This window comes from Modestobacter sp. SYSU DS0904, assembly GCF_054051115.1.
The window spans coordinates 1-24,632 of record NZ_JBJHAQ010000011.1 but is presented as its reverse complement, the minus strand read 5'-3'; the positions used below and the strand labels follow the sequence as shown (position 1 = coordinate 24,632).

At 75.8% G+C, this 24,632-nt stretch carries 27 protein-coding genes; 10 read left to right on the top strand and 17 right to left on the bottom strand.

Translation table 11 applies throughout. The annotated features are described in order from the left end of the window. The 3 genes from ACI79U_RS09560 (at position 1) to ACI79U_RS09550 (ending at position 2,753) form a co-directional block, all read left to right on the top strand. On the top strand, positions 1–678 hold the full coding sequence (locus ACI79U_RS09560; RefSeq protein ID WP_457069159.1) for a M23 family metallopeptidase: 678 nt from the start codon (positions 1–3) through the stop codon (positions 676–678). Between the two features lie 78 nt (positions 679–756). Continuing rightward, complete coding sequence (locus ACI79U_RS09555) at positions 757–1,668, top strand: DUF389 domain-containing protein (RefSeq protein ID WP_457069161.1); 912 nt, start codon at positions 757–759, stop codon at positions 1,666–1,668. A gap of 50 nt (positions 1,669–1,718) precedes the next feature. Then, positions 1,719–2,753 (top strand): 5-methyltetrahydropteroyltriglutamate--homocysteine methyltransferase, encoded by a 1,035-nt coding sequence (locus ACI79U_RS09550; protein ID WP_457069163.1) that lies wholly within the window; start codon positions 1,719–1,721, stop codon positions 2,751–2,753. 4 nt (positions 2,754–2,757) lie between these two features. Here ACI79U_RS09550 and ACI79U_RS09545 read toward each other — a convergent pair whose 3' ends face one another. From ACI79U_RS09545 to ACI79U_RS09530, 4 genes are all read right to left on the bottom strand, one after another. Beyond that, the gene (locus tag ACI79U_RS09545) at positions 2,758–4,236 is read right to left on the bottom strand and encodes a protein adenylyltransferase SelO (RefSeq protein WP_457069165.1); all 1,479 of its coding nucleotides are present in this window, start codon (positions 4,234–4,236) and stop codon (positions 2,758–2,760) included. A gap of 34 nt (positions 4,237–4,270) precedes the next feature. Beyond that, positions 4,271–4,705: a hypothetical protein gene (locus ACI79U_RS09540; RefSeq protein ID WP_457069167.1), complete on the bottom strand. Its 435-nt coding sequence runs from the start codon at positions 4,703–4,705 to the stop codon at positions 4,271–4,273. Next, positions 4,695–4,886, bottom strand: coding sequence for a helix-turn-helix transcriptional regulator (locus ACI79U_RS09535; protein WP_153361041.1), 192 nt, complete (start codon positions 4,884–4,886; stop codon positions 4,695–4,697). Before ACI79U_RS09535 ends, ACI79U_RS09540 begins: the two co-directional genes overlap by 11 nt. Before the next feature lie 106 nt (positions 4,887–4,992). After that, positions 4,993–6,750, bottom strand: a complete 1,758-nt coding sequence (locus ACI79U_RS09530) for a DUF2207 domain-containing protein (protein WP_457069169.1) — start codon at positions 6,748–6,750, stop codon at positions 4,993–4,995. Between the two features lie 173 nt (positions 6,751–6,923). On the opposite strand from ACI79U_RS09530, the gene ACI79U_RS09525 reads away from it, so the two are divergent. Then, on the top strand, positions 6,924–7,217 hold the full coding sequence (locus ACI79U_RS09525; RefSeq protein ID WP_457069171.1) for a hypothetical protein: 294 nt from the start codon (positions 6,924–6,926) through the stop codon (positions 7,215–7,217). Between the two features lie 23 nt (positions 7,218–7,240). Here the strand turns inward: ACI79U_RS09525 and ACI79U_RS09520 are convergent, their stop codons facing one another. The 3 genes from ACI79U_RS09520 to ACI79U_RS09510 form a co-directional block, all read right to left on the bottom strand. Continuing rightward, complete coding sequence (locus ACI79U_RS09520; RefSeq protein ID WP_457069173.1) at positions 7,241–7,567, bottom strand: cation-transporting P-type ATPase; 327 nt, start codon at positions 7,565–7,567, stop codon at positions 7,241–7,243. 84 nt (positions 7,568–7,651) lie between these two features. Next, on the bottom strand, positions 7,652–8,539 hold the full coding sequence (locus ACI79U_RS09515; RefSeq protein ID WP_457069175.1) for a hypothetical protein: 888 nt from the start codon (positions 8,537–8,539) through the stop codon (positions 7,652–7,654). Positions 8,540–8,877: 338 nt separating this feature from the next. Next, complete coding sequence (locus ACI79U_RS09510; protein WP_457069177.1) at positions 8,878–10,422, bottom strand: LLM class flavin-dependent oxidoreductase; 1,545 nt, start codon at positions 10,420–10,422, stop codon at positions 8,878–8,880. A gap of 169 nt (positions 10,423–10,591) precedes the next feature. Here ACI79U_RS09510 and ACI79U_RS09505 point away from each other — a divergent pair, with 169 nt between their 5' ends. Beyond that, a complete protein-coding gene (locus ACI79U_RS09505) occupies positions 10,592–11,182 on the top strand; it encodes a hypothetical protein (protein WP_457069179.1) in 591 nt (196 codons plus the stop codon). Between the two features lie 28 nt (positions 11,183–11,210). On the opposite strand, the gene ACI79U_RS09500 is transcribed toward ACI79U_RS09505, so the two are convergent. Further along, positions 11,211–12,566: a DUF2254 domain-containing protein gene (locus tag ACI79U_RS09500; RefSeq protein WP_457069181.1), complete on the bottom strand. Its 1,356-nt coding sequence runs from the start codon at positions 12,564–12,566 to the stop codon at positions 11,211–11,213. Positions 12,567–12,875: 309 nt separating this feature from the next. On the opposite strand from ACI79U_RS09500, the gene ACI79U_RS09495 reads away from it, so the two are divergent. Then, a complete protein-coding gene (locus ACI79U_RS09495; RefSeq protein ID WP_457069183.1) occupies positions 12,876–13,094 on the top strand; it encodes a hypothetical protein in 219 nt (72 codons plus the stop codon). A gap of 73 nt (positions 13,095–13,167) precedes the next feature. Here the strand turns inward: ACI79U_RS09495 and ACI79U_RS09490 are convergent, their stop codons facing one another. Continuing rightward, positions 13,168–14,823 (bottom strand): bifunctional 3'-5' exonuclease/DNA polymerase, encoded by a 1,656-nt coding sequence (locus ACI79U_RS09490; protein WP_457069185.1) that lies wholly within the window; start codon positions 14,821–14,823, stop codon positions 13,168–13,170. 75 nt (positions 14,824–14,898) lie between these two features. Between ACI79U_RS09490 and ACI79U_RS09485 the strand changes: the two genes are divergently transcribed. Together ACI79U_RS09485 and ACI79U_RS09480 are read left to right on the top strand one after the other, a co-directional pair. Continuing rightward, the gene (locus ACI79U_RS09485; RefSeq protein WP_457069187.1) at positions 14,899–15,051 is read left to right on the top strand and encodes a hypothetical protein; all 153 of its coding nucleotides are present in this window, start codon (positions 14,899–14,901) and stop codon (positions 15,049–15,051) included. Beyond that, entirely contained in the window at positions 15,048–15,227 is a 180-nt protein-coding gene (locus ACI79U_RS09480) for a hypothetical protein (protein ID WP_457069189.1), read from the top strand. Before ACI79U_RS09485 ends, ACI79U_RS09480 begins: the two co-directional genes overlap by 4 nt. Positions 15,228–15,243: 16 nt before the next feature. Here the strand turns inward: ACI79U_RS09480 and ACI79U_RS09475 are convergent, their stop codons facing one another. The 4 genes from ACI79U_RS09475 to ACI79U_RS09460 are packed head-to-tail and all read right to left on the bottom strand — an operon-like array spanning position 15,244 to position 17,072. Continuing rightward, positions 15,244–15,621: a DUF4267 domain-containing protein gene (locus ACI79U_RS09475; RefSeq protein ID WP_457069191.1), complete on the bottom strand. Its 378-nt coding sequence runs from the start codon at positions 15,619–15,621 to the stop codon at positions 15,244–15,246. After that, a complete protein-coding gene (locus tag ACI79U_RS09470; protein WP_457069193.1) occupies positions 15,618–16,208 on the bottom strand; it encodes a hypothetical protein in 591 nt (196 codons plus the stop codon). The genes ACI79U_RS09475 and ACI79U_RS09470 overlap by 4 nt, the downstream gene beginning before the upstream one ends. After that, positions 16,205–16,858: a class I SAM-dependent methyltransferase gene (locus ACI79U_RS09465; RefSeq protein ID WP_457069195.1), complete on the bottom strand. Its 654-nt coding sequence runs from the start codon at positions 16,856–16,858 to the stop codon at positions 16,205–16,207. The genes ACI79U_RS09470 and ACI79U_RS09465 overlap by 4 nt, the downstream gene beginning before the upstream one ends. Before the next feature lie 46 nt (positions 16,859–16,904). Then, complete coding sequence (locus ACI79U_RS09460; protein WP_457069197.1) at positions 16,905–17,072, bottom strand: hypothetical protein; 168 nt, start codon at positions 17,070–17,072, stop codon at positions 16,905–16,907. Positions 17,073–17,082: 10 nt separating this feature from the next. On the opposite strand from ACI79U_RS09460, the gene ACI79U_RS09455 reads away from it, so the two are divergent. Beyond that, a complete protein-coding gene (locus ACI79U_RS09455; protein WP_457072787.1) occupies positions 17,083–18,627 on the top strand; it encodes an ATP-dependent DNA ligase in 1,545 nt (514 codons plus the stop codon). Between the two features lie 88 nt (positions 18,628–18,715). On the opposite strand, the gene ACI79U_RS09450 is transcribed toward ACI79U_RS09455, so the two are convergent. Next, the gene (locus ACI79U_RS09450) at positions 18,716–19,744 is read right to left on the bottom strand and encodes an LLM class flavin-dependent oxidoreductase (RefSeq protein WP_457069201.1); all 1,029 of its coding nucleotides are present in this window, start codon (positions 19,742–19,744) and stop codon (positions 18,716–18,718) included. Positions 19,745–20,066: 322 nt separating this feature from the next. Here ACI79U_RS09450 and ACI79U_RS09445 point away from each other — a divergent pair, with 322 nt between their 5' ends. Next, a complete protein-coding gene (locus ACI79U_RS09445; protein ID WP_457069203.1) occupies positions 20,067–21,335 on the top strand; it encodes an FAD-binding protein in 1,269 nt (422 codons plus the stop codon). Positions 21,336–21,370: 35 nt separating this feature from the next. On the opposite strand, the gene ppk2 is transcribed toward ACI79U_RS09445, so the two are convergent. From ppk2 to ACI79U_RS09430, 3 genes are all read right to left on the bottom strand, one after another. Beyond that, a complete protein-coding gene (gene ppk2, locus ACI79U_RS09440; RefSeq protein WP_457069205.1) occupies positions 21,371–22,207 on the bottom strand; it encodes a polyphosphate kinase 2 in 837 nt (278 codons plus the stop codon). An 83-nt stretch (positions 22,208–22,290) separates the two neighbouring features. After that, positions 22,291–23,298: a sugar phosphate isomerase/epimerase family protein gene (locus tag ACI79U_RS09435; protein WP_457069207.1), complete on the bottom strand. Its 1,008-nt coding sequence runs from the start codon at positions 23,296–23,298 to the stop codon at positions 22,291–22,293. Next, positions 23,298–24,512, bottom strand: coding sequence for a Gfo/Idh/MocA family protein (locus tag ACI79U_RS09430; protein WP_457069209.1), 1,215 nt, complete (start codon positions 24,510–24,512; stop codon positions 23,298–23,300). The genes ACI79U_RS09435 and ACI79U_RS09430 overlap by 1 nt, the downstream gene beginning before the upstream one ends. Positions 24,513–24,632 lie beyond the last annotated feature (120 nt).

The following is a 24,632-nucleotide window of genomic DNA, read 5'->3' as shown; positions in this document are numbered from 1 at the left end:
ATGTCCGGATCCGACGGGGTGGTCCTCCGGCTGCCGTTCCACGGCACCTGGCGGGCGGTGAACAGCCCGGCGCGGCGGGTGCCCAGCCACGGCAGCCACCTGTTCGCCACCACCTACGCAATCGACTTCGTCGCCGTGGCCGGCGAGCAGACGGCGCGGACCCGGGACTGGCGGACGGCGCTGGCCACCGAGCCACCGGAGCGGTTCGTCGCCTTCGGCCGGCCGGTCCTCTCCCCCACCGCCGGCCGGGTGGTCACCGTGCACGACGGCGAGCCCGACCACGCGGCGCGGCGATCGGCGCCGGCCCGGGTGTCCTACGCGCTCACCCAGGCCCGGCGGGCCCGGGGCGGGGCGGGGGCGCTGGCCGGCAACCACGTCGTGATCGTCCTGGCTGACGGCGGTGGCTTCGTCGTGCTGGCCCACCTCCGCCGGGGGTCGATCCGGGTGGCGGCCGGACAGCCGGTGGCCGCCGGCGACCAGCTGGCCGAGTGCGGCAACTCGGGCAACTCCACCCAGCCGCACGTGCACCTGCAGGTGATGGACGACGCCGACCCGTTCCGCGCCCGTGGGCTGCCGATGGCCTTCCGGGACCTCCGGGTCTGGCCGGTGGACGGCGGGCCCCCGGTCGTCGTGGCCCGCGGCATGCCCGGTGAGCACGACGTCGTCGAGCCGCGGTGACCCCCGCCCGGCGCAGCGCAACGAGGATTGCCGCGGTACCCGGCCGGGCAGACGCCCCTCATGCCCAGGACCGTGCAGATGACCTTGCCCCCCGACCTGGTCGAGACCGTCGTGCAGGAACTGCGCAGCATGGAGCCCCTGTCGCTGAAGGTGTTCCGCGGCGCGTCACTGCAGCCCCCCGGGGACGTGGTCACGGTCGAGGTGACCAACCGCCGGCTCGCCGAGGTGGTGCGGCTGGCCGACCGGTGCGGCGCCGGCCGGGACTCGTCGGTCTCCCTCTCGACGAGCCGACCGGCCAGCACGGTCTCCGCCGGCCGGCACGACGACGTGATGCAGGACATCACCAGTGGCACGGCCGAGGAGATCGAGCTCGAGATCGGCCGGGAGAGCACCATGACCGCCGGCAAGATCGGGGTGATGGTGACCGCTGGGCTGATCGCGGGGTTCGGCCTGGCCAGCGGAAGCCTGCACCTGGTGATCGGTGCGATGGTCATCGCTCCCGGCTTCGAGCCGTTCAGCCGGATCGCCCTCGGGCTCGTCGAGCGCAGCGCGGCCTGGCGGCGCGGCCTGCTCGCCGTGGCCAAGGGCTACGCCGCCCTGGCGGCCGGCGCAGCGCTCAGCGCACTGGCCATGGTCATCTTCGGCGCTGACGCGCTGTCCGCCGGAACCGACAGCTACCTGTCGTCCGCGGCGCTGGTCAGCTACTTCTCGACCACCTCGTGGGTGAGCTGGGCGGTGGCCGTGGTCGGCGGATTCGGTGGTGCACTGCTGCTGGTGATCAACCGCCGGGTGCTGACCGCCGGCGTGATGATCGCCCTGGGGCTGATCCCGTCGCTCAGCCTGGCCGCGATGGCCGTCGTGGCGGGCGACGGCGAGCTGGCCCTGCGCTCCCTCGGCAGGTGGGCCGTCGACGCGACGGTGGTCACCGCGATGTCGGCGGGCGTCTTCACCTGGCACCGCAGGCACGACGGCCGCGCCGCGACCAGCTGACCGCCCGCCCCGGGCACGCGCGCCGGCGACCGGCCCGGCAGGATGGGCGGATGCCGCGCCAGCTCCCGCCCCTGCCCACGATGGTCGTCGGCAGCCTGCCGCAGCCCGACTGGCTGATCGACCGCGAGCGGCTCGGCCACCAGTTCCCGCCGCGGGTCCGCGCCGCCGAGCTGTGGCGCGTCCCCGCCGAGCACCTCGCCGAGGCCCAGGACGACGCCACGCTGGCGGCGCTGCGCTCCCAGGAGGAGGCCGGGCTGGACATCGTCACCGACGGGGAGATCCGCCGGGAGTCCTACTCCAACCACTTCGCCACCGCGCTGGAGGGGCTGGACCTGGACTCCCCCGGGCACGTGCGCAACCGGTCGGGCATCGACATCCCGGTGCCCCGGGTCACCGGCGAGCTGCGGCGTCCGGCGCCGGTGCAGGTCGACGACGTGGCGTTCCTCCGCGCGCACACCGACCGGGCCGTGAAGATCACCGTGCCGGGGCCGTTCACCATGGCCCAGCAGGCGCAGAACGACCACTACCCCGACGACCGGGCCCTGGCGCTGGCCTACGCCGACGTCGTCCGCGCGGAGATCGCCGACCTGTTCGCCGCCGGCGCCGACATCGTGCAGGTCGACGAGCCGTGGCTGCAGGCCCGCCCGGAGATCGCCCGCGAGTACGGCGCCGAGGCGCTCACCCGCGCGGTCGAGGGCGCCGCCGGGCCGGTGCACGTGCACCTGTGCTTCGGCTACGCCGCGATGGTCGCCGAGCGGCCGGCCGGCTACTCGTTCCTGCCCGAGCTGGCCGACGTCCCGGTGGCGGCCGTCTCGGTGGAGACCGCCCAGTCCGGCCTGGACCCGGCGACGCTGCGGCCGCTGCGCCGAAAGGGCATCGCGCTGGGCGTGCTCGACCTGTCCACGCCGGAGGTGGAGACCCCGCAGGTGATCGCCGACCGGGTGCGCCGGGCGCTTAACTCCGTGGACGTCGACGCGCTGATGCTCTCCAGCGACTGCGGGCTGAAGTACCTGCCGCGGGCATCGGCGGCGGGCAAGATGCGCTCGCTGGCCGAGGCCGCGGCGATCCTGCGCGCCGAGTTGTGACCGGTCAGGTGCCGCAGAAGGTGCGGTAGGGCCCGAACGTGTCCGGTGCCGGCGCGGCGTACCGCTCCAGCCCGGGCCGCTCGTCGAAGGGCCGCGCCACCACCGCGACCAGCTCCTGGAACGGCGCGAGGTCACCGGCGGTGGCGGCGTCCAGCGCCTCCTCGACCAGGTGGTTGCGCGGGACGTACACCGGGTTGGTGCGGTCCATCAGCCCGGCGTCCGGGGCCAGCGCCCGCCAGCGGTCGAGCCAGCCGTCGAACGCGGTCAGGTCGAGCACCAGCCGCCGGGCCGGCTCGGCGTCGCCGCGGGCGGCGGTGCCGAGCGCGCGGAAGAACGACGTCCAGTCGGCCCGGCTCTCCTGCAGCAGCGGCAGCAGCTCCTCGACGACGGCGCCGGCCGCCGCGTCGTCGACGCCCGCACCGTCGACCTCCCCGGCCAGGCCGAGCTTGGCGCGCATGCCGGCGCCCCAGACGGCGTTGTACTCGCCGCGGAACCGGCCGAGCGCCTCGACGGCGATCGGGACCGCCTGCTCCTGCTCGTCGTGCAGCAGCGGCAGCAGCGCCTCGGCGAGCCGGGCCAGGTCCCACTCCGCGGCCAGCGGCTGGTTGCCGTAGGCGTAGCGCCCGCCGGTGTCGATCGAGCTGTACACGGTGGCCTGGTCGTAGCCGTCGAGGAAGGCGCAGGGCCCGTAGTCGATCGTCTCGCCGGAGATCGTCACGTTGTCGGTGTTCATCACCCCGTGCACGAAGCCGACCAGCATCCACTGCGCCACCAGCGACGCCTGGGCGGCGACGACCGCCTCGAACAGCGCCAGGTACGGCTGCTCGGCGTCGGCCGCGGCCGGGTGGTGCCGGGCGATCGCGACGTCGGCGAGGCGGCGCAGCAGGTCGACGTCGCCGGTGGCCCGGGCGTACTGGAAGGTGCCCACCCGCAGGTGGCTGCTGGCCACCCGGGCGAGCACCGCGCCGGGCAGCAGGGTTTCCCGGCGCACGTCACGCCCGGTGGCGGCGACGGCGAGGGAGCGGGTGGTCGGGATGCCGAGGGCGTGCATCGCCTCGCTGATCACGTACTCCCGCAGCATCGGCCCGACGGCGGCCAGCCCGTCGCCGCCACGGGCGAACGGCGTGCGGCCGGAGCCCTTGAGGTGCAGGTCGCGCCGCCGGCCCTGGTCGTCGACGAGCTCGCCGAGCAGCAGTGCCCGCCCGTCGCCCAGCCGCGGCGAGTAGTTGCCGAACTGGTGCCCCGAGTAGGCCTGCGCCACCGGGGACGCGCCCTCGGGGACGGCGTTGCCGACCAGGAAGCGGACGCCCGCCGGGCTGCGCAGCCACCCGCGGTCCAGGCCGAGCGAGTCGGCCAGCCCCTCGTTGAGCACGAGCAGCGCCGGCGCGGGCGCCTGCTCGGCCTGCCACGGGAGCGCCAGCTCGGGCAGCTCGCGGGCGAAACCGTCGTCGAGGGTGACCGGGACTGCCGGGGCGATGCTCACCCCTCGAGCGTACGAGCGATCGCGGCTCCCGGCCTCAGCTGCGGCGGGAGATCACCCCGAAGGCGACGGCGCCGACCGCGACCTCGGCGACCAGCAGCCCGAACAACACCATCTCGGTCAGCGCACCGAGGGCGATGGCGACGGTGGCGATCCCGGTCAGCGGGAAGGCGAGCAGCCCGACCACGGCCAGGGCCCGGGTGAGCACGACGTCGTCCCGCTCGTCCCCGGTCTGGGTCCAGGCCCGCTCGAAGGTGGTCGCCCGACCCCGGCGGCGGCTGACCCGCCAGATCATCACCCCGGCCAGGAGCAGGCCGACCGCCCCGCCCTGCAGGAAGCCGTTGCCCATGTTCCCCGGGCCGTGCTCGCGCAGCAGCAGGCCGACGCCGATGACCACGGTGAGCGTCGCGGCGCCGACCAGGAGGACGAGGGCGGGGTGCTGGACCGGCTGGCGGTCGGTGTCAGTCGACATGGAACGTCTCCTCGACGGTGCGGTGGAAGTGCCGGGCGATGGCGATGGCCAGGGGCAGCGAGGGGTCGTAGCGGCCGGTCTCGATCGAGTTGACCGTCTGCCGGGAGACGTCGAGGGCCTCGGCCAGCTCCCGCTGGGACAGGCCGGCGGCGAGCCGCAGCTCCCGGACGTCGTTGCGCATGGCTCCCTCTCTGGTCGACCGGCCGGGACAGGACAAACGTCCTTGACACGACAAGGGTGCTTGACAGGCGACCGATCTGTCAAGGCTGCTTGACATGTGCCAGCCGTCACCAGCTGCCGCCGCCACCTCCGCCGGCCGCGCCGCCCACCGACGTCGCGCCGCCGCCGCTGCTCACCGGCGGGGAGAGCGCCGGGTTGTCCGGGGCGGAGAAGGCGACCAGGGCGGGCCACATCCCGGCGTACCCGGCGCCGTGCGCCGGGACGTACCAGTCCGGCGCCGGCGCGAGACCGGTCGCCTCGAGCGTCCGGGCGAACTGCTCCGCGACGCCCAGCGCGACCGCGTGCGGCAGGTAGCGGGCCCGCGGGTCCCCGGCCAGGTCGCCGACCCGGCCGGCCGCCACCCGTGCCAGCTCGTCCGACGCGGCGAGGGCGTCGCGGAAGGCCACCACCTGCTGGTGCACCGCCGCACCCTCCACCGTGCGCTGCGGCATCCGCCCGGCCAGCCCCAGCACCACCAGCCCGGCGACGACGACGCCCAGACCGGCGAGCGCCCAGGTGCTGGTGGCCGCGAGCACCACGGTCAGCACCACACCGGCGGCCAGCAGCGCGGCGCCCCGCCCGTACCAGCGGCGCCGGACCGCGGCCGGGTCGGCGGTGAACCAGCCCAGCTCGACGACGTCCGCGTAGATCGCCGAGCGGACCCGGGCATCGAGCCCGCCGAACCGGGGCTGCAGCTCCGACAGGGTGACGACGTCGCCCTCGGCGAAGACCCCGTCCAGCAGGAGCACCTCGTAGCCGCGCAGGTCGTGAGGACGGGGGTCCCGCGGATCGGTCGCCGTGCGGACGAGCCGCCAGTCGGCGGGTGCGTCCTCCTGCTCGGTGGTGGGGCCGGCGGTCTCCTCGATCCGCAGGTGCCCGCGGATCGCCAGGTCGAGCAGGGTGGCGGTCACCTCGTGCCGCTGGGCGTGGCCGTCGAGCACGGTGCCCAGCTGCGCGGGTCGCCCGCCCCGGGGTGGGGTCAGCTGCGGCGGTACCGGGCCGGCCGGCCGCCGCGGCCGGCCACGGCGGGCCAGCAGCACCACCGGCGCGGCGAGGGCGAGCAGCGCGGCGAGGCCGGCACCCGCGGTGGCCGGGGTGACCCGGAACGCCTGCGCCGGGCTGAACGTGTCGTCGTAGATCGGCTCCGCCGCGGCGAAGGTGCCCGCCGGCCAGCGACCGGCGACCGTCACCCCCTCCCCCGGCTCGAGCCCGGAGGCCTGCGCGTGCAGGTCGCCGCCGGGCTCGATCGCCGCCGCGCACGGGGTGGTCGAGTCGGCCTCACCCACCACGCACGCGCCGTCGACCGGTGGGATGCCGGACGGCCCGGTGACCCGGACCTCGACGTCGTCGATGGGCACCTCCCACGCCGTCCCGACCGCGCCCCAGCGCAGCCTGTCGGGGCCGGGGTCGGCGACGCCCTCGACCCGGTAGCCGATCACGTAGGTGTGCCGACCGCTGACCTCGGTGTCCTCGTCCCCGACCCGGATGGTGAGCACGCCGTCCTCGCTGGTCAGCTCGGTGTCCACCGGCGCCCCCGTGGGGCTCTCCACGGTGACGTCGCTGACCGGGTGCAGCCGGTCGCGGGTCTGCTCGTGGGGCAGCCGCTCCGGGATCAGCCGTTCGATCCCGTGCCGTTCCTCGTCCCCGAAGTCGTAGTCGATCGTCTCGGCGACCCGCAGCGAGCCGTCGGCGGCGGCCTCGACGGCCACGTCGTAGGAGCGGATCGTCTCCGCCGGCCCGTCGCCGGTGCAGCCGGCCAGCACCGCGGCGGACAGGACCAGCAGCCCACCCGCCGCGGCTGCCCGGCGATCACCTGTCGCGCCCATGCATCCCCCGTCCCTGGTCCTCCAGTCGCCCGAGGATCACGGCGGGGTCGTGCGCGGTCAACGCGGCGGGCCGCGCACCCGGACCGCGCACCCGGACCGCGCACCCGGACCGCGCACCCGGACCGCGCACCCGGACCGTGCACCCGGACCGTGACCTGGGTAGGGCCTGCGCCATGCGGACAGCGAGCGCGGCGGTCGCCGCCGCCGACGAGTGGACCGACCCCGACGGGATCCGGCGGCCGGCCGGGGAGGTGCACGCCTGGCAGCAGGGGCGCAACGAGACGGTCTGCGGCCTCTCGCTCAGCCGGTCGCGGCTGCGCCGCTTCCCGCACGTGACCTGGGCCGACGTGCAGCCGGAGTCCGGCCGGCACGCCGATGCCGTCGCCGAGGTGTGCCGCCGCTGCCGGGCGGGGCTGGGCGCCCGCCGGGACGAGCGCGGCTGGACGCGGACCAACCCCCGCCCCTGACCGCGCCCGCCCCGGCCGGCTGCTCAGGACGGCTCATGCAGCGGCTCGTTCGGGCCCACCCGCACGTGCCCGTCGGCCGGAGCCCTCTGCCACTGCTGGGTGGCGCCGGCGGCCACCAGCAGCACGTGGATCAGCGGGTGGTGGAACTGCAGCAGCAGGCGCAGCCAGGGCCCGCGCTGGCCGAGCCGGGGCAGCACGTTGGGGCCCAGGCGCGTCAGCCGGTCGGCCGCCTCGTGCTCGCTCAGGCCCCGTTCGCGGTCGGTGCCCAGCAGGACGACGACGTCGGGAACGGGCAGGCCGTGGTGCGGAGCCGGCGTGGGAGTGCGGGCCAGTTGCTCGGTGGCGGCCATGCCCCCAGCCTCCCCACCCCGGCGGGCCGGGGGCAGGGACGTTGGTCCGGGCGCGCGGGGGCGGACGTCCGTGCCCCGGTGGGGTCAGCCCCGGTAGTTCACGTGCACGTGGTCGTAGTGGTTCGCCGTGGCGCTCCCCCGGTTCTCCATGCTCTTCCAGGAGCCGGAGGGCGAGGAGAGCATCCGCTGCTCCCAGATGAGGTAGTCCACGCCCAGCTCGGCCCAGTGCGCGCGGTGGTACTCCACGATGGCGTCACCGAGGGCGGCGTCGTTCATGACCATGTAGTCCAGGGCGAGGCCGGACGGGTGGCCGCCCGGGTCGGCCGCGCTGGCCCGGGTGCCGCCGAGGGTGATGCGACCGGCACCGGGCACGGCGGAGACGACGGCGTTCGCGGCGGCCTGGACCACCGGCTTCACCCCGCCCGCGCTGTTGCTGATCCGGCCGACCGCGCCGGCGGCGGCCGCGGCGGCGGTCGTCGCGGCAGCGGTGGTGCCGCTCCGCTGCGGAGCCGCCCGCTCGGCGGGTACCGCTGAGGCGGCCGCCGCCTGCGCGGCAGCCCGTGCCTCGGCCTCGGCAGCAGCCTTCGCCGCTGCCTCCTCGGCGGCGGCCCGCTCGGCCGCGGCCGTCGCCTCGGCCTCGGCGGCCAGGCGGTCGACCTCGGCCTGGTCGGCGGCGGCCTGGGCCTGCTGCGCGGCCACCTGGGCGTCCTCGCGGCTGCTGCGGGTGGCCGCCAGCTCCTGCAGGGGCGCCAGGTCGCGCTCCGGGTCGACGGGGCGGGCCGAGCCGGTCAGGCCCAGGGCCTGGGCGACGCTCACCGTCCCGGTCGGGGCCGCCTCCGCCTGGGCGGCGGGCTCCGCGCCGGCGAGCACGTTCATCCCGACGGCGCCGGCGGCGGCGACCGCCAGGTAGAGCGAGGGGCGGCGCATGCCGGTGGGCGGGGTGCGGCGGGCAGCAGGAGTACGGGGGCGCATGAGCAGGAGGGCTCCGAGACGGCTGTCGGCGGCACCCCGGGAGGGGTGCGCGGGCTGCGGCGGGCCGCCGGGCAGGCCACCCGGGGAGGTCCCGGACCATGCGTCGGTGGCATCCACTCGGACCCCCGCGCAGGAGCGGAACGGCCGATCGGACTCAGCCACCGTAGGTGCGTTGTGGAGTCGTGACAATCCGCCCGGACCGATTTGTGGAGTGACGCCCCTCGCGTCCCAGCGGTCACACCGCCGAGCGCCGCGGTGACCGGTTCCCACGCTCTTCCTCTGCCCTCCCCGCGCTGCAGCACGTGGAGAGCGGACGAAGAGCGTGGAGAGCCGCCGGGTCAGTGCATGCCGAGCCGGGCGAGCGGCTCCACCAGCTCCCGCTCCTCGTAGGCCAGGTGCGACAGCAGCGTGTCGCTGAGCAGGTCGATCGCGGCGCGCAGGCCGGCCATCCCGTCGTCGGCGGCGACGAACTCGACCAGCGCCCGGTCGACGCCCTCCAGCACGTCGTGGATGGCGTGGTGCTCCTGCTCCAGCCGGTCGATCACCGGGCCCAGCCGGGCGTCACCGGCGCGCAGGTGCGGGAACATCGACCGGTCCTCGATGGTGTGGTGCGTCGTCACGATCCGGCAGTAGGCCTCGCAGTAGGTGCCCAGCGTCCACTTGTTCTGCCGCATCGTCATCACGCTGATGTGCGACCGCGCCGTCCCCACGTCCATCGTGCCGGCGGCCACCTGGTCGACCAGTGACTGGACCTGGGCCAGCTCGGCGCGCAACCCGTCGTGGATGGCCACCAGCTGCTGTCCCTGGGCCAGCTCGTGCGGGGTGTAGCTGCGCCCGGGATCCGGCGCCGGTCCGGTCGGGCGCGTCGCCTCGTCCCAGACCCGCCGGTCGCTGCGCCGGGTGCCGTCGTCGGGCGTGGGGGCGACGGGGAACGACGTGGTGGCGGACGACGACTCCCCCACCACCGCGGGCCCCGCGGGCGGTTCGACGGTGGCGCTGCCCCCGGCCGCGACCAGCTCCCGCACCGCGGGGGCCACCTCCGCGGCGAACCGGCGCAGGTCGTCCGGGTCGTCGCTGCCCAGGATGAACGTGCCGATCCGGTCCGCCAGGGCCAGCTCGGCCAGCTCCTCGGCCCACTGCTCCACCGGCCCCTGCAGCGGGCCGCGACCGGTCGCGGTGAAGGTGCCGGTGATGTTGAGCAGCCGGCGCACGTCCGCCGGCGACCGGCCGGCCTCGACGGCGGCCGCGTCGATGACCTCGTTGCCCCGCGCGAGGTCGCCGGGCTGCAGGAAGCTCAGCGAGGGCAGCCAGCCATCGGCCCGCCGGCCGGTGAGCGCCAGCATCCGCGGCTTGTAGGCGCCCAGCCAGATGCCGACCTCGTGCGCGGGCGCCGGGCCGCGCTTGGCACCGACCACCCGGTGGAACTCCCCCTCCACCCGGACGCCGCCGGGCGCGTCGGCGTCCCAGGTCTGCCGGACGACCTCGATCGCCTCCTCCAGCGCCTGCACCGCCTGCCCACCGGACAGCCGGCGGCCGCCCATCGCCGCGATGGCGTCCCAGAAGGCGCCGGCGCCCAACCCGAGCTCCACCCGGCCGCCGCTGAGCAGGTCGAGGCTGGCCACGCTGCGGGCCAGCACGGCCGGCGGCCGCAGCGGGAGGTTGGTGACGTTCGCCGCCAGGCGCACCGCGCCGGTGCGCGCAGCCACGAAGCTCAGCAGCGTCCAGGTGTCGAGGAAGCCCGGCTGGTAGGGATGGTCGGAGAAGGTGACCAGGTCCAGCCCCACCTGCTCGGCCAGCACCGCCAGGGCGACGGTGCGCTCGGCGTCGGCGTTGGCCGGGGTCAGGAAGGCGCCGAAGGACAGCGGGTGGCCGGAGTCGCTCACCCGCCGACTCTCGCACGGTGCCCGCCGTCCGCTCGGCGACGGTGACGGTTCGCTCACGACGTCGGTGCTCACCGGGCGCCCTCCACGGGTACCGCGCACGCTGGGAGCAGTTCCGCGGACGGCCGGACCGGAGGGGCGGCCGTCCCCGATCGGAGGAGTGGACCAGACCGTGCAGACGACCAACCACACGTCCCGGCGCCGCGCGCTCGCTGCCGCTGCCAGCGCCGTCGCCCTGCTGGGTGCCGCCGGGTGCGGGGAGGACGACGACGCACCGCGGGAGACGGCGGCCCTCGAGGTGACGGGTGGCGCCGTCGGACCCGACGAGGAGGTCAGCGAGACCATCAAGCTGCTGCAGGTGCAGCTGGAGTACCCGCTGGACGGCGTCTATGAGGAGGGCGAGGACGCCACCCTCTTCCTGGGCATCGCGAACGACGGCACCGAGGCGGACACGCTCATCGACGTGAGCGGCCCCGACTTCGCCGACGCCCGGATCGCCGGACCCGACGGCACCGCCGGGGGCGACGACATCTCGCTGCAGGTCGACGCCAACGACAACGTGTACGTGGGGGCGGAGGGCATGCCGGCGATCACCCTGGTCGACCTGCAGACCTCACTGCGTTCGTCCGAGTCGATCCCGGTGACGTTCACCTTCGAGCGGGCCGGTGAGGTCACCATCGAGGCGATGGTGTCCGCGGAGGACCAGGACCCCCTCCCGACCTTCGACTTCCCGAACCCGGACGAGGATCCGTCGGACGGCTGAGCCGCCCCGGCCGGGGCGCGCCCGCCGGTCAGCGTCGACCGGCGGGCCACTCCCCGGCGAGCGCCTGCGCCGCCTGCTCGCGCCAGGCGCTGGTCTCCGCCTCCGGCACCTGGGTCGACCGCCGGGCGCTGTCGGCGACGGCGTCGGCGTACTCGAGCACCAGGTCGTCGACCCCGCGGCCGCGGGCCCGCCAGGCGAACTCGCGCAGCAGCCCGGCCAGCCGGCGCAGCACGGCCGGCTGCCCCTCGGCGAAGTGCAACGGCTCCTCCACCGCCAGCTGCAGCAGGGCCGGCAGGTCCCACGGCGGCAGGACCACCCGCACGTTCCCCTCCTCGTCCCGGCACACCCGCTCGTCGGCCGGGGTGACCGCGAGCTGCCCCAGCAGGGCCGAGGCGTGCGAGAGGGCGTGCACCGCCGTCGTCGGGTCGTTGATCCCCGGGGAGAGCGCGCGCAACGCGATGTCGACGACCTTGCGCAGGCCGTAGGCGACGTCCCGGCTGGCCGAGCGCTCGAAGTGCAGCCGGAGTGCCCCGTCCAGCCGACCGGTCAGCGCCTCGATGTCGGGATCCGAGCCGGGCTCGAGCCGGGCCCGGGCCACCGGCGTGCCCTCGACGACCGAGTCGCCCATCCGCACCCCGAGCTCCACGACCACCCGTGCCTCGGCGGCGGCCGCCGCCGCGGCCGCCGCGTCGAGCCCCACCAGGAAGCCGCTGGACCGCGCGGTCAGCAGCACCTCCCGCCCGCGGGGACCGGAGCCACCGACCCCGGTCTCCGCCGGGTCGCGGCCCTCCCGGCCGCCGAGCTCCCGGGCGATCGTGCTGGTGGACTCCTGGTGGACGTCGCGGAGCATCGTCTCGACCCGCAGCACCGAGGCCAGGTGGCCGATGAAGAGCACCAGCGCCACGACGCTGCCCAGGGTCAGCAGGTAGGCGACGCTGATCGACAGGCGGGGGACGAACGCCGACTCGCCCGTCGTCGCGTCCGCCGTCCGCACGGTGCGGAGCACGGTGAGGGCGTAGACGAAGGTGAGCACCAGCTGGGCGAGGGTCAGCTGCACCACCCGGTCGGTGACGAACGTCTGCAGCAACCGTGGCGAGTACTGGCTGCTGCTCAGCTGCAGCGCGAGCACGGTGAGGGAGAACACCAGCCCGGTCACCGAGATCAGCGAGCCGGCGATGGCGTTGAGCAGGTCACGCGCGGCGGCGGGTCCGCCCCCGAAGGCGAAGGTCAGCGGGTGGTCACCGAAGGCGAGCCCGCCGTCGACGGCCGGCAGCAGGATGCCCAGGCCGACGGCGACCAGGATGCCGATGAACGGGATCGGCCACAGCGACCCCCGTATGCGGTCGACCAGGACACCGAGTGGGCCGGCACGCAGCACGCTCACCGCGGGCCGTGCCCGGGCTCAGCGCCCACTGGCCGGTGGAGCGCACCCCGCAGGACGGCGATGCGGTCGATCCGCGACATCGAGGACCCCTGCTCGTTCGGCGTCATGGCGGGACGAGCCTGCCTGATCCCCCGGCGAGGCACACCTCGCCACGCACCGCGCTCGCCCTGCCGGGGGGGGTGCGCACGTCGATCCGGCAGCGGTCGAACGCAGTGCGGCCGAGGCCCCGGCGGTGCAGCGGGCTCCCCGGCCGGCGTGTGCTCAGGTGCCACCCGGGTAGAACGCACGCACCCGACGGATGGAGGAGACGTGAGCGAGAACGAGCTCGAGCAGACCGGCACCGGCGAGGCCGCGAAGCGGATCGGCCAGGCGCCGACCACCACCGATCTGAACGATCCGGAGCGCTCGTCGCGGAACACGGCCGCCGGCAGCGGTTCCAAGCCCGGCGAGGGCCCGGTGCAGCCCGCGGCCGACGAGGGCGTCGACCCGTCGGCGAGCATCGAGCCGCACAACGAGGGTCTGGTCTGACCCCACCGGGTGGACGTGCACGGGCCCCGCGGTCACCGACCGCGGGGCCCGTCGCGTTCCACCGCCGGTCCGCTCAGCCCGCGTCTGCCCAGGACCGGACGACGGCCACGTCCAGCGGGAAGTCGACCGGGAACTCCCCGAACAGCAGCCGGCCCGCCGCCGCGGCCGACTCCCGCACGGCCACGGCGACGTCGTCGGCGTGCTCCGCGGGGGTGTGCACCAGCACCTCGTCGTGCAGGAAGAAGACCAGGTGCGGGCGATCGGTCAGCGCTCCCCCGCCCAGCAGCCACAGCCGGTTGCGCAGGTCGGCCAGCCAGCACAGCGCCCACTCCGCGCCGGTGCCCTGGACGACGAAGTTGCGGGTGAACCGGCCCCACGCGCGGCGGCGCCGGTCGGCGTCCTCGCGCGATCCCGTCGGCTCCGGCGGCTCCCCCAGGTCGCCCGCCCGCTCCGCCCACGGGCCGGTGGGCAGCGGCGAGCCCCGGCCCAGCAGCGTGTGCACCACCTCCCCCCGCTCCCCCGCCCGGGCGGCCTCCTCGACAAGCCCGATCGCCCGCGGGTAGCGGCGGGTCAGCCGCGGCATCATCCGGCCGCTCTCGCCGCGGGTGCCGCCGTACATCGCCCCGAGCATGCCGATCTTCGCCTCGGCCCGGGTGGCCACCGTGCCGCCGGCGACCATGCCGGCGTACAGGTCGGCCGAGCGCGCCGCCTCGGCCATCGCGGCGTCCCGGCTCATGCCCGCGAGCACCCGCGGCTCGAGCTGGGCGACGTCGGCGACGACGAAGCGCCACCCGTCGTCGGCGACCGCGGCCGGCCGCACCTGGGTGGGCACCGACAGCGCGCCGCCGCCGTTGGACGCCCACCGCCCGGTGACCACCCCGCCGGGGACGAAGACCGACCGGAACCGTCCGCCGCGGACCCAGGTGTCCAGCCAGTTCCAGCCGTTCGCGGCCAGCAGCCGGGACAGCTTCTTGTACTCCAGCACCGGCGGGACGGCCGGGTGATCGAGCTGCTCCAGGGTCCAGGAGCGGGTGTCCTCGACCGGCAGCCCGGCGGCCTGCAGCGCCCGGAGCAGCCCACCCGGGGAGTCGGGGTTCAGCTCCGGCGCCCGCAACGCGGCCCGGATGTCGGCGGCCAGCCGCTCGAGCACCGGCGGGCGCCGACCGGCCGGCGGTCGCGGGCCGACCAGCTCGGTGAGCAGCTGCTCGTGCCGGTCGGTGCGCCACGGCAGGCCGGCGTGCGTCATCTCCGCGGCGACGAGCGCGCCGGAGGACTCCGCGGCCAGCAGCAGCCCGAGCGGGCCGCGGTGGGGCGAGGCCGCCACCGCGGCCTGCTGGCGCCCGGACTCGGCGACCGGGTCGAGCGCGTCGGCGGGGTCGGTGAGGGGGAAGAGCGCGGGGTCGACGGCGACCACGGGCTGGAGGGCGTCCCAGCCCGCCAGGTCCGGGCCGGCGAGCAGGGCCTGGTCGACGAACGGGGAACGGCGCAGCAGGGCGTGGCACAGCCGCAGGTCGGTGCAGCGGGCCACCCGCACCCCGGCGTCGAGCAGCGCCGGGTACCAGCGGGTGGTGTCGTCCCACACCCAGCGGACCGGTGCCCCTGCCTCCCGCGCGACGACGAATCCCGGGAGCTCGGCGGCCGGCAGCCGGGTGACCTGGACGTCGTCGCCGGCGTGCGCGCGTACCTCGACGACGTCGTCGCCCCGCCGCACCAGCAGGACCCGCTCCACCCCTGCAGTGTCGCCGAGGGGTCCGACGGAAGCGCGACCGTGCGTCAGCGCGCGTCGGCCGGGTAGGGCAGGCGGATGACCGAGATCGATCCACGGAACCCCGACACGCTCTACGCCGAGGGCCCGGTGGCGGCCGAGCCGCCGGACGACGACCTGCCCGAGACCTCTCCGGTGCGCGACTCCGGCGGTACCGGGCCGGGCCCCGACGACCTGGACCGGCTGCTGTGACCGCCGACCCGGAGTACCCGCCGCTGGACCCGGACGCGCCGATGCCGGACGACCCCGGTCCGCTGCTGCCGGACACCCCCGACGACCTGCCTCCGGCCCCGCCCGAGCCGGACCTCCCGGTCGAGCCCACCGTCGATCCCGAGGGGCCGGACGACCCCGACGGCGTCCCGGCCTAGCGCACCTCCGCGGCGGTCAGCGCCGGTGCCAGCGCACCGCGCCGGCCGCCGCGAGCGACAGCACGGTCAGCGACAGGCCGGCGCTGCGCCCGGCCACGTCCTCGCCGCGCCGGGCCACCAGCACGGCGGCCGCGTCGAGCGCGGTGAGCAGCAGGGTCACCTCCGTCGTCCGGCGGGCCTGCGGCGCGGGCGTGACCAGCAGCGCGGCGCCCATGGCGATGTTCCGGGCGGCGATCAGCCGCACCAGCAGCGGCAGCGCGACGTCGCCCTGGGCGGCCTGCTCCCGGACCCCGAGCACGGCGGTGATCGCCCGGGGCGCGAACAGCGCCCCGGTGCCCAGCCACACCGACAGCGAGCCGATCGTCTTGCGGGTGACATCCCAGTCGTTGGTCATGACCGGCTGGTGCCCGGCCGCGCAGCCGGCCAACCGGCGCCGGCCAGCACGAGCACCAGCGCCAGGAACGGCAGCGTGGCCGTGCTCGCCACCAGGTCGGAGACGGTGGCGACGGCGAACGGGACCACCCCCGGGGAGTCCAGCGGCCCGATCACCCGGTCCAGCCCCAGGGCGGCGATCGAGACGGGCAGGGTGAGCAGCGCGGAGACCGCCCCGCCGGCGGCGACCCCGGCCAGCACCGTCCCGGGTGCCCGGCGGACCGCCCGCACGGCGAGCGCGGTGCCCCGTCGCAGCGCGCCACGGGTCCGCAGCGGGCCGCCGTCCGGCAGCCCGGCGACCGCACCGGTGACCCACAGCTGCGCGATCAGCGCAGTGGTGAAGCCGACGACGTCGACGGCGAGGGCCGCGCCGTAGCGCGGGTCGTCCCAGACCAGCACCTGCCGGAGCACGTCGGGGACGGTGTTCACCGCCGCCGCGATCAGCGCGGCCAGGTAGGCGGCCCGCCACCGCCGGCCGAGCAACCCGAGCGCGGCACGCAGCGTGGCGCCGGGCCGTGCGTCGGAGCTGCTGCGGGGCGCGGCCATCACGAGCGGGACGCGACCAGCCCGGTCCAGCAGCCGGCGAGCCTCGTCTCCTGCGCGAGGACGGTGAGCCCCGCGTCCCGGCAGGCGCCGGCGATCGACTCCGGGGTGGGGCGGTCGCCGTCGGCGGGGTGCCGGGAGAAGGCGCGCAGCGGGCGGCTGTCGATCAACCGGGCGGTCATCTCGCACGAGTAGAGCCGACCACCGGGGCGGAGCACCCGGGCCGCCTCGCGGACGGCGTCGCGCCAGGGGCCGGCGTGGTGCAGCACGTGGTAACCGAAGACGGCGTCGACGGAGGCGTCGTCGAGGGTCAGCGCGGTCGCGTCGCCCTGGACGACGGTGACCCGGTCGCCGAGGTCGCGCAGCGCCCGGCGGGCGGCCTCGACCGAGGCCGGGTAGAGGTCGACCCCGGTGGCGTGCCCGGCGCCGAAGACCTCCACGGCCAGCCGCAGCCCGGTGCCGCGGCGGCCAGTGCCCAGCTCGAGCACCCGGTCACCGGGCACGTCCCCGCCCAGCCGGTGCAGGATCGCGGCCTCCCCGCGGCGCTGCACCAGGGCGCGGAGCCGGGCGTCGACCCACAGCCGGGTGCCGTCGACCAGGGTCGGCGGCACGCCGGGGGCGCGGTCCGGTGGCACGGCGGCAGGGGTCCCGGTCACGGTGGGCAGGTGCCCTGTCACCGGCGGCCGGAAACGGTCCGCCGGGTCAGCGACGCAGCCGGCACACCATCTCCCCCAGGGGGTCGTCCCGGGTGGGCAGCTGGTGGACGGCGGGCAGCAGCGACCTCCTCAGCTCGTCGTGCAGCCGCCGCAGCTCGGCCGCCGGGTCCGCGCGACCGCCGTCGGGCGCGACGGCGCCCAGGGCTGCTGCCACGATGGCCGGCGTGCTGCTCGCCGCCGTCGTCGCCGCCTCCGCCGCCGTCGCGGCCACCCGGTCACGCACCGCCAAGGCCGCCGCGATCGCCGACCTGCTGCGGCGGGCGGGCGACGACGAGGTCGGTCCGGTCACCGCGTGGCTGGCCGGCGAGCCGCGCCAGGGCCGGCTCGGCGTGGGCTGGCGGACGCTGTCCCGGCTGACCGGGGACCCGGCGGACGCGCCGTCCCTCGGCGTCGTCGACGTGGACGAGGCCCTGGAGCTGCTCGCCGGCACGGCGGGCACCGGCTCGGCGGCGCGGCGGGACGCGGCCCTGGGCGCGTTGCTGGGTGCCGCGACCACCGAGGAGCAGCAGTTCCTGGTCCGGTTGCTGACCGGTGAGCTGCGCCAGGGCGCGCTGGAGGGCGTGGTGCTCGACGCGATCGCCGCCGCGGCCGAGGTCCCGGCCGCGAGCGTGCGCCGGGCGTTCATGCTGTCCGGCAGCCTCCCCGGCACCGCGGCGGCGGCGCTCACCGGCGGGGTCGCCGCGCTGGACGCCGAGCGGCTGCGGGTCGGCCGCCCGGTGCGGCCGATGCTGGCCAGCCCCGGATCGTCGCTGGACGCCGCGCTGGCCGACCTCGGCGGCGAGGTGACCGTGGAGTTCAAGCTCGACGGCGCGCGCATCCAGGTGCACCGCGACGGCGACGACGTCCGGGTGTGGACCCGCACGCTGCGCGAGGTCACCGACGGGGTGCCCGAGCTGGTCGACCGGGTGCGGGCGCTGCCGTGCCGGGCCTGCGTGCTGGACGGCGAGACGCTGGCGCTGGACGACGACGGCCGGCCGCGTGCGTTCCAGGACACGATGAGCCGCTTCGGCAGCGAGGGCCCGGGTCGGGACCAGGAGGCCGCCGTGCTGCTGAGCCCGTTCTTCTTCGACCTGCTGCACCTGGACGGCCGTGACCTGCTCGACGCTCCGCTGACCGAGCGGCTCGACGCGCTGGCCGGGCTGCTGGCCGACGAGCAGCACGCGGCGCTGCGGATGCCCGGGGTGCGCCTGCCTACGCCGGAGCAGGCCGCGGTGGTGCTCGACGACGCGCTGGCCGCCGGCCACGAGGGCGTGGTCGTCAAGGCGCTGGACGCGCCGTACGCCGCCGGCCGCCGGGGCCGCGCCTGGCAGAAGGTGAAGCCGGTGCACACCCTGGACCTGGTCGTGCTGGGCGCGGAGTGGGGGTACGGGCGGCGCACCGGCACGCTGTCCAACATCCACCTCGGCGCCCGCGACCCCGAGGGCGGCGAGCCGGTGATGGTCGGCAAGACGTTCAAGGGGATGACCGACGAGCTGCTGGCCTGGCAGACCCGCACCTTCCCCGAGCACGCGGTGGAGCAGGCCGACTGGGGCGTGCGGCTGCGCCCGGAGCTGGTCGTGGAGATCGCCGTCGACGGCGCCCAGCGCAGCACCCGCTACCCCGGCGGCGTCGCGCTGCGGTTCGCCCGCGTGGTGCGGTACCGGCCGGACAAGACCCCGGCCGACGCCGACACCCTCGACGCCGTCCGCGCGCTGCTCGCCGGGGGTTGAGCCGCTGCGCCGTCCGGTGCGCCGTGCTGCGCCGCGGTGAACCGGACGACAGGGCGGCTCAGGCCGCGCTCCCTCAGGCCGCGCTCCCTCAGGCGCCGGCGACCCGCGGGGCGACCTCGGTGCCGAGCAGCTCGATGCCGCGCAGCAGGTCGGCGTGCGCCAGGCGCGGGTTGGTCATCTGCAGCGAGATGCGCTGGACCCCGCCGAGCTGCTCGGAGACCCGCACCAGCTTGTCCGCCACGGTCTGCGGGTCGCCCATGAAGAAGGCGCCGTTCGGCCCGCTGGTCGCGTCGAACTGGGCCCGGGTGGGCGGTGCGAAGCCTCGCTCGCGGGAGACCGAGGTGAACATCTGGTGCCACCCCGGGTAGATCGTGTCCGCCGCCGCCTGGGTGCTCTCGGCGACGAACCCGAAGACGTGCAGGCCCACCTGGAGCTTCTCGGGTGCGTGCCCGGCCTGCGCGCCGGCCCGGCGGTAGAGGTCGACCAGCGGGGCGAACTGGCGGGGCTCGCCGCCGATGATCGCCACCATCAGCGGGAGCCCGAGCAGCCCGGCCCGGACGAAGGACTCCGGGGTGCCGCCGACGCCGACCCAGATCGGCAGCGGGTCCTGCAGCGGGCGGGGGTAGACGCCCTGGCCGGTCAGCGCCGGGCGGTGCCGGCCGGACCAGGTGACCTGCTCGCTGTCGCGGATCTGGAGCAGGAGGTCGAGCTTCTCCTCGAACAGCGAGTCGTAGTCGGCGAGGCTCAGCCCGAACAGCGGGAACGCCTCGGTGAACGACCCCCGGCCGACGACCAGGTCGATCCGGCCCTTGGCGATGAGGTCGAGGGTGGCGAACTGCTGGAACACCCGGACCGGGTCGGCGGCGCTGAGCACGGCGACGGCGCTGCCCAGCCGGATCCGCGAGGTGCGCGCCGCGGCGGCGGCGAGGATCACCGGCGGGGCGGAGTCGTAGTACTCGGCCCGGTGGTGCTCGCCGATGCCGAAGGAGTAGAGCCCCACCTGGTCGGCGAGGGCGATCTCCTCCAGGAGGTGCTCCATCCGCTCCTCGGGGCCGATGAGCCGCTCGGTCGAGGGGTCGGTGACGGCCGAGACGAAGCTGTCGACGCCGAGGTGCACGGGTCCTCCAGGTGGCTGGGCTCGGATCGGGACCGATCCGGTTCAACGTTCAACCACCAGTGAACCAGACCGCGCGCGCCGCGGCCGGGCGTCAGCCTCCCGGACGCTCCCCCTCGGCCGCCACGTCGGGCGCGAACCGTGCCCGGGCCACCTGGACCATCCCGGCGACCTCCTCCCCCGTCGCCGCGTCCCGACGGCGAGAGCCCAGTGCCCGATCGCCGCGGCCGCCGCCCGCTGCACGTCCGGGCCCACCTCCCAGGCCCGCGGGTCGGCGACCACCCGGTTTCCGGGCGGCCGGGACCGGGCTGCGGGACACTGGGGCGTGACCGACACGGCGGAACTGACCGCGGCCCGCAACTGGGCCGGCAACCACACCTATCGGGCGACGCGCCTGCACCGGCCCGCCAGCCTGGAGCAGGTGCAGGAGGTCGTGGCCGCCGCGGCGCGGATCCGGGTGCTGGGCTCCCGGCACTCCTTCACCGGCGTGGCCGACTCCGCGGAGCTGCTCTCCCTGGAGGAGCTGACGGGCAGCGTCGTCACCTCCCCCGACCGCCGGACGGTCACCGTCGACGGCGGTGTCCGGTACGGCCAGCTGACCGAGGTGCTGCGCGAGCAGGGCCTCGCGCTGCACAACCTGGCCTCGCTCCCGCACATCTCGGTCGCCGGCGCGGTGGCCACCGCCACCCACGGGTCGGGCGTGACCAACCGCAACCTCGCCGCGGCGGTGGCCGGCCTGCAGCTGGTCACCTCGACCGGCGAGGTGCTGCACCCGGTGCGCGGGGACGCCGACTTCGCCGGCGTGGTCGTCGGCCTGGGGGCGCTGGGCGCGGTCACCCGCGTCACGCTGGACGTCGAGCCGGCCTTCGAGGTGCGGCAGCGCGTGTTCGAGGGGCTGCCGTGGTCGACGCTGGCCGAGCGGTTCGACGAGGTCATGTCGGCCGGCTACAGCGTCAGCCTGTTCACCCTCTTCGGCGAGGCGGTGGAGATGGTCTGGGTGAAGTCCCGCACCGACGCCGGCGACGGGCCCGCGGGCGAGCTGTTCGGCGCGCGGGAGGCCGACGGCGAGCGGCACCCGATCCCCGGCCTGCCGTCCGGCCCGGCCACCGTGCAGCAGGGGGTTCCCGGGCTGTGGTCGGACCGGTTGCCGCACTTCCGGATGGGCTTCACCCCGAGCAACGGCGAGGAGATCCAGTCGGAGTTCCTGGTCCCGCACCGGCACGCGGTGGCGGCGATCGACGCGCTGCGCTCGCTGGGCGACCGGATCCGCCCGCTGCTGCAGACCTGCGAGATCCGCACCGTCGCCGCCGACGAGCTCTGGATGAGCACCGCGTACGACGAGGCCAGCGTCGCGCTGCACTTCACCTGGCTGCCCGACCAGCCGGCCGTCGAGGAGCTGCTGGTGCACCTGGAGGGCGCGCTCGAGCCGTTCGGCCCGCGGCCGCACTGGGGCAAGCTCTTCCTCGCCGACGCGGCGACGATCGCCGCCCACTACCCGCGGCACCGGGACTTCCTGGCCCTCACCGAGCGGCTGGACCCGCGCGGCGCCTTCCGCAACGACTGGTTCGAGCGGTACGTCGCCGGCGCCCGCTGACCCCCGCCGCCGGCCGGCCGCTCAGGGAACGGGACTCAGGGGACGATGTCGGGCACGATGTGCTGGCTCTCCTTGGGCGGCCGGAGGTAGTCCTCCTCCACCGGCGGCCGGGGCGGCAGCTCCGGCGCGGGCGGGGTGAGGTCCTCGTAGGGCACCTGGGTGAGCAGGTGGGCCATCACGTTGAGCCGGGCGCGCTTCTTCACCTCGGCCTCGACGACCCACCAGGGCGCCTCGGGGATGTCGGTGGCGGCGAACATCGCGTCCTTGGCCCGGGAGAAGTCGACCCAGCGGTTGCGGGCCTCCAGGTCCATCGGGCTGAGCTTCCAGCGCTTCGTCGGATCCTCGAGCCGCTTCTGGAAGCGCTTCTCCTGCTCGGTGTCGCTGACGGAGAACCAGTACTTCACGAGCGTGATGCCGCTGCGCACGAGCATCCGCTCGAACTCCGGGCAGGAGCGCAGGAACTCCGCGTACTCCTCGTCGGTGCAGAAGCCCATGACGCGCTCGACGCCGGCGCGGTTGTACCAGGACCGGTCGAACAGGACCATCTCCCCCGGCCCGGGCAGGTGCGCCACGTAGCGCTGGAAGTACCACTGCCCCTTCTCGCGGTCGGTCGGCGTCGCCAGGGCGACGACGTGCGCGTGCCGGGGGTTCAGGCTCTCGGTGATCCGCTGGATGGCCCCGCCCTTGCCGGCGGCGTCGCGGCCCTCGAAGAGGACGACGACCCGCAGGCCCCGCGCGCGGACGTGCTCCTGCTGCTTCACCAGTTCCGCCTGCAGCCGGGCCAGCTCCTTCTCGTAGTACTTGCCGTCGACCTTGCCGGTGGACTGCGGCGTCTCCTCGACCGACGACGTCGGACCCGGGGTGCTGGACATGTGACGAGCATCACCGTCCGGCCACCCGGCGGCAAGGGGGCGGTGCCGGCTGCGGGGCCCCGTGGCCCCCGCAGCCGGCGGAGTCAGGCCCCGCTGGAGAAGGCCGAGTCGAAGGCCGCGGACGGCGGGTCGAACGCCAGCCGGCGCACGAACTCCAGGGCCTCGGGCGCGCCGACCAGCCGGTCCATCCCGGCGTCCTCCCACTCCACCGAGATGGGGCCGGCGTAGCCGATGGTGTTGAGCATCCGGAAGCACGCCTCCCACGGCACGTCGCCGTGGCCGGTGGAGACGAAGTCCCAGCCGCGCCGCGGGTCGGCCCAGGGCAGGTGCGAGCCCATCCGGCCGTTGCGCCCGTTGCCGACCTGCTTCTTCGCGTCCTTGCAGTCGACGTGGTAGATCCGGTCCTTGAAGTCCCAGAGGAAGCCGACCGGGTCGAGGTCCTGCCAGACGAAGTGGCTGGGGTCCCAGTTCAGCCCGAACGCCTCGCGGTGGCCGATCGCCTCCAGGGCGCGCACCGTCGTCCAGTAGTCGTAGGCGATCTCCGAGGGGTGCACCTCGTGCGCGAACCGGACCCCGACCTCGTCGAACACGTCCAGGATCGGGTTCCAGCGGGCGGCGAAGTCGGCGTAGCCGTCGTCGATCATCGACTCGGGCACCGGCGGGAACATCGCCACGGTCTTCCAGATCTTCGACCCGGTGAACCCGACGACGACGTCGACGCCGAGTGCCCGGGCCGCCCGCGCGGTCGCCTTCATCTCCTCCGCCGCCCGCTGCCGCACGCTCTCGGGGTCGCCGTCGCCCCACACCCGGGGGTGCACGATGCCGCGGTGACGCTCGTCGATCGGGTCGTCGCAGACCGCCTGGCCGTTGAGGTGGTTGGAGATGGCGAAGACCTGCAGGCCGTGCCGCTGGAGCAGGTCGAGCCGGTCCCGGACGTAGGACTCGTCCTCGGCGGCCCGGACGACGTCGAGGTGGTCGCCCCAGCAGGCGATCTCCAGGCCGTCGTACCCCCACCCGGCGGCCAGCCGGCACACCTCCTCGAAGGGCAGGTCGGCCCACTGGCCGGTGAACAGCGTGACGGGACGGGGCATCAGTTCTCTCCCTGAGCAGCGTTGTCGGGGTGGTCGGTGCAGATCTCGGTCCAGGTCGAGCGGTCGGCGGCGCTGCGTTCGACGGCGTCGAGCACCCGCTGCACCTGCAGGCCGTCGGCGAACGACGGCGTGGGCTGCTCACCCGCGGCCAGCGCGGTGACCAGGTCGACCACCTGGTGGGTGAAGCCGTGCTCGTAGCCCAGCCCGTGCCCGGCCGGCCACCAGGCGCCGACGTAGGGGTGCTCGGGCTCGGTGACCACGATCCGGCGGAAGCCCGCGGTCGCGGCCGGCTCGGTGCCGTCGAAGAAGTGCAGGACGTTCATGTCCTCGAAGTCGAACGCCAGGCTGCCCGCCGAGCCGTTGACCTCGATCCGGATGGCGTTCTTCCGGCCCAGCGCGAAGCGGGTGGCCTCGAAGGTGGCCAGCGCTCCCCCGGTGAACCGGCCGAGGAACACCGCGGCGTCGTCCACGGTGACCTCGCCCATCCCCTCTCCCCCGACGCCCCCCAGCTTGCCGCTGCTGGCCGGCAGCGGGCGCTCGCGGACGAAGGTCTCCAGGACGGCGCTGACCCCGGTGAGCCGCTCGCCGGTGATGAACTGGGTGAGGTCGACGATGTGCGCGCCGATGTCGCCCAGCGCACCCGAGCCGGCCTTCTCCTTCTGCAGCCGCCAGGACATCGGGGCGGCCGGGTCGGCGATCCAGTCCTGCAGGTACTGGGCGCGCACGTGCCGGATCTCCCCCAGCCGCCCGTCGGCGACCAGCCGGCGGGCGAAGGCGATCGCGGGCACCCGGCGGTAGGTGAACCCGACCATCGCGCGGACGCCGGAGGCGGCGGCCCGCTCGGCCGCGGCGGCCATCGCCTCGGCCTCGGCCACCGTGTTGGCCAGCGGCTTCTCGCACAGCACGTGCTTGCCGGCGGCCAGCGCCGCGATCGCCATCTCGGCGTGGGTGTCGCCGGGGGTGCAGATGTCGACCAGGTCGACGTCGTCGCGGTCGAGGAGCCGGTGCCAGTCGGTCTCGGTGTCCGCCCAACCCAGCCGGCCGGCGGCGGCGGACAGCCCCGCGGGGTCGCGGCCGGCGAGCACGGTCAGCTCGGGGCGGAGCGGGAGGTCGAAGAAGCGTGGCGCGGTGCGCCACGCGTGGGAGTGGGCGGCGCCCATGAAGGCGTAGCCGATGAGGCCGACGCGCAGCGCCGGCCGGGCGGGGAGGGTCATCACAGGCTCCAGGGATGGGATCGGTGGGGGGGGGGGGGGGGGGGGGGGGGGGGGGGGGGGGGGGGGGGGGGGGGGGGGGGGGGGGGGGGGGGGGGGGGGGGGGGGGGGGGGGGGGGGGGG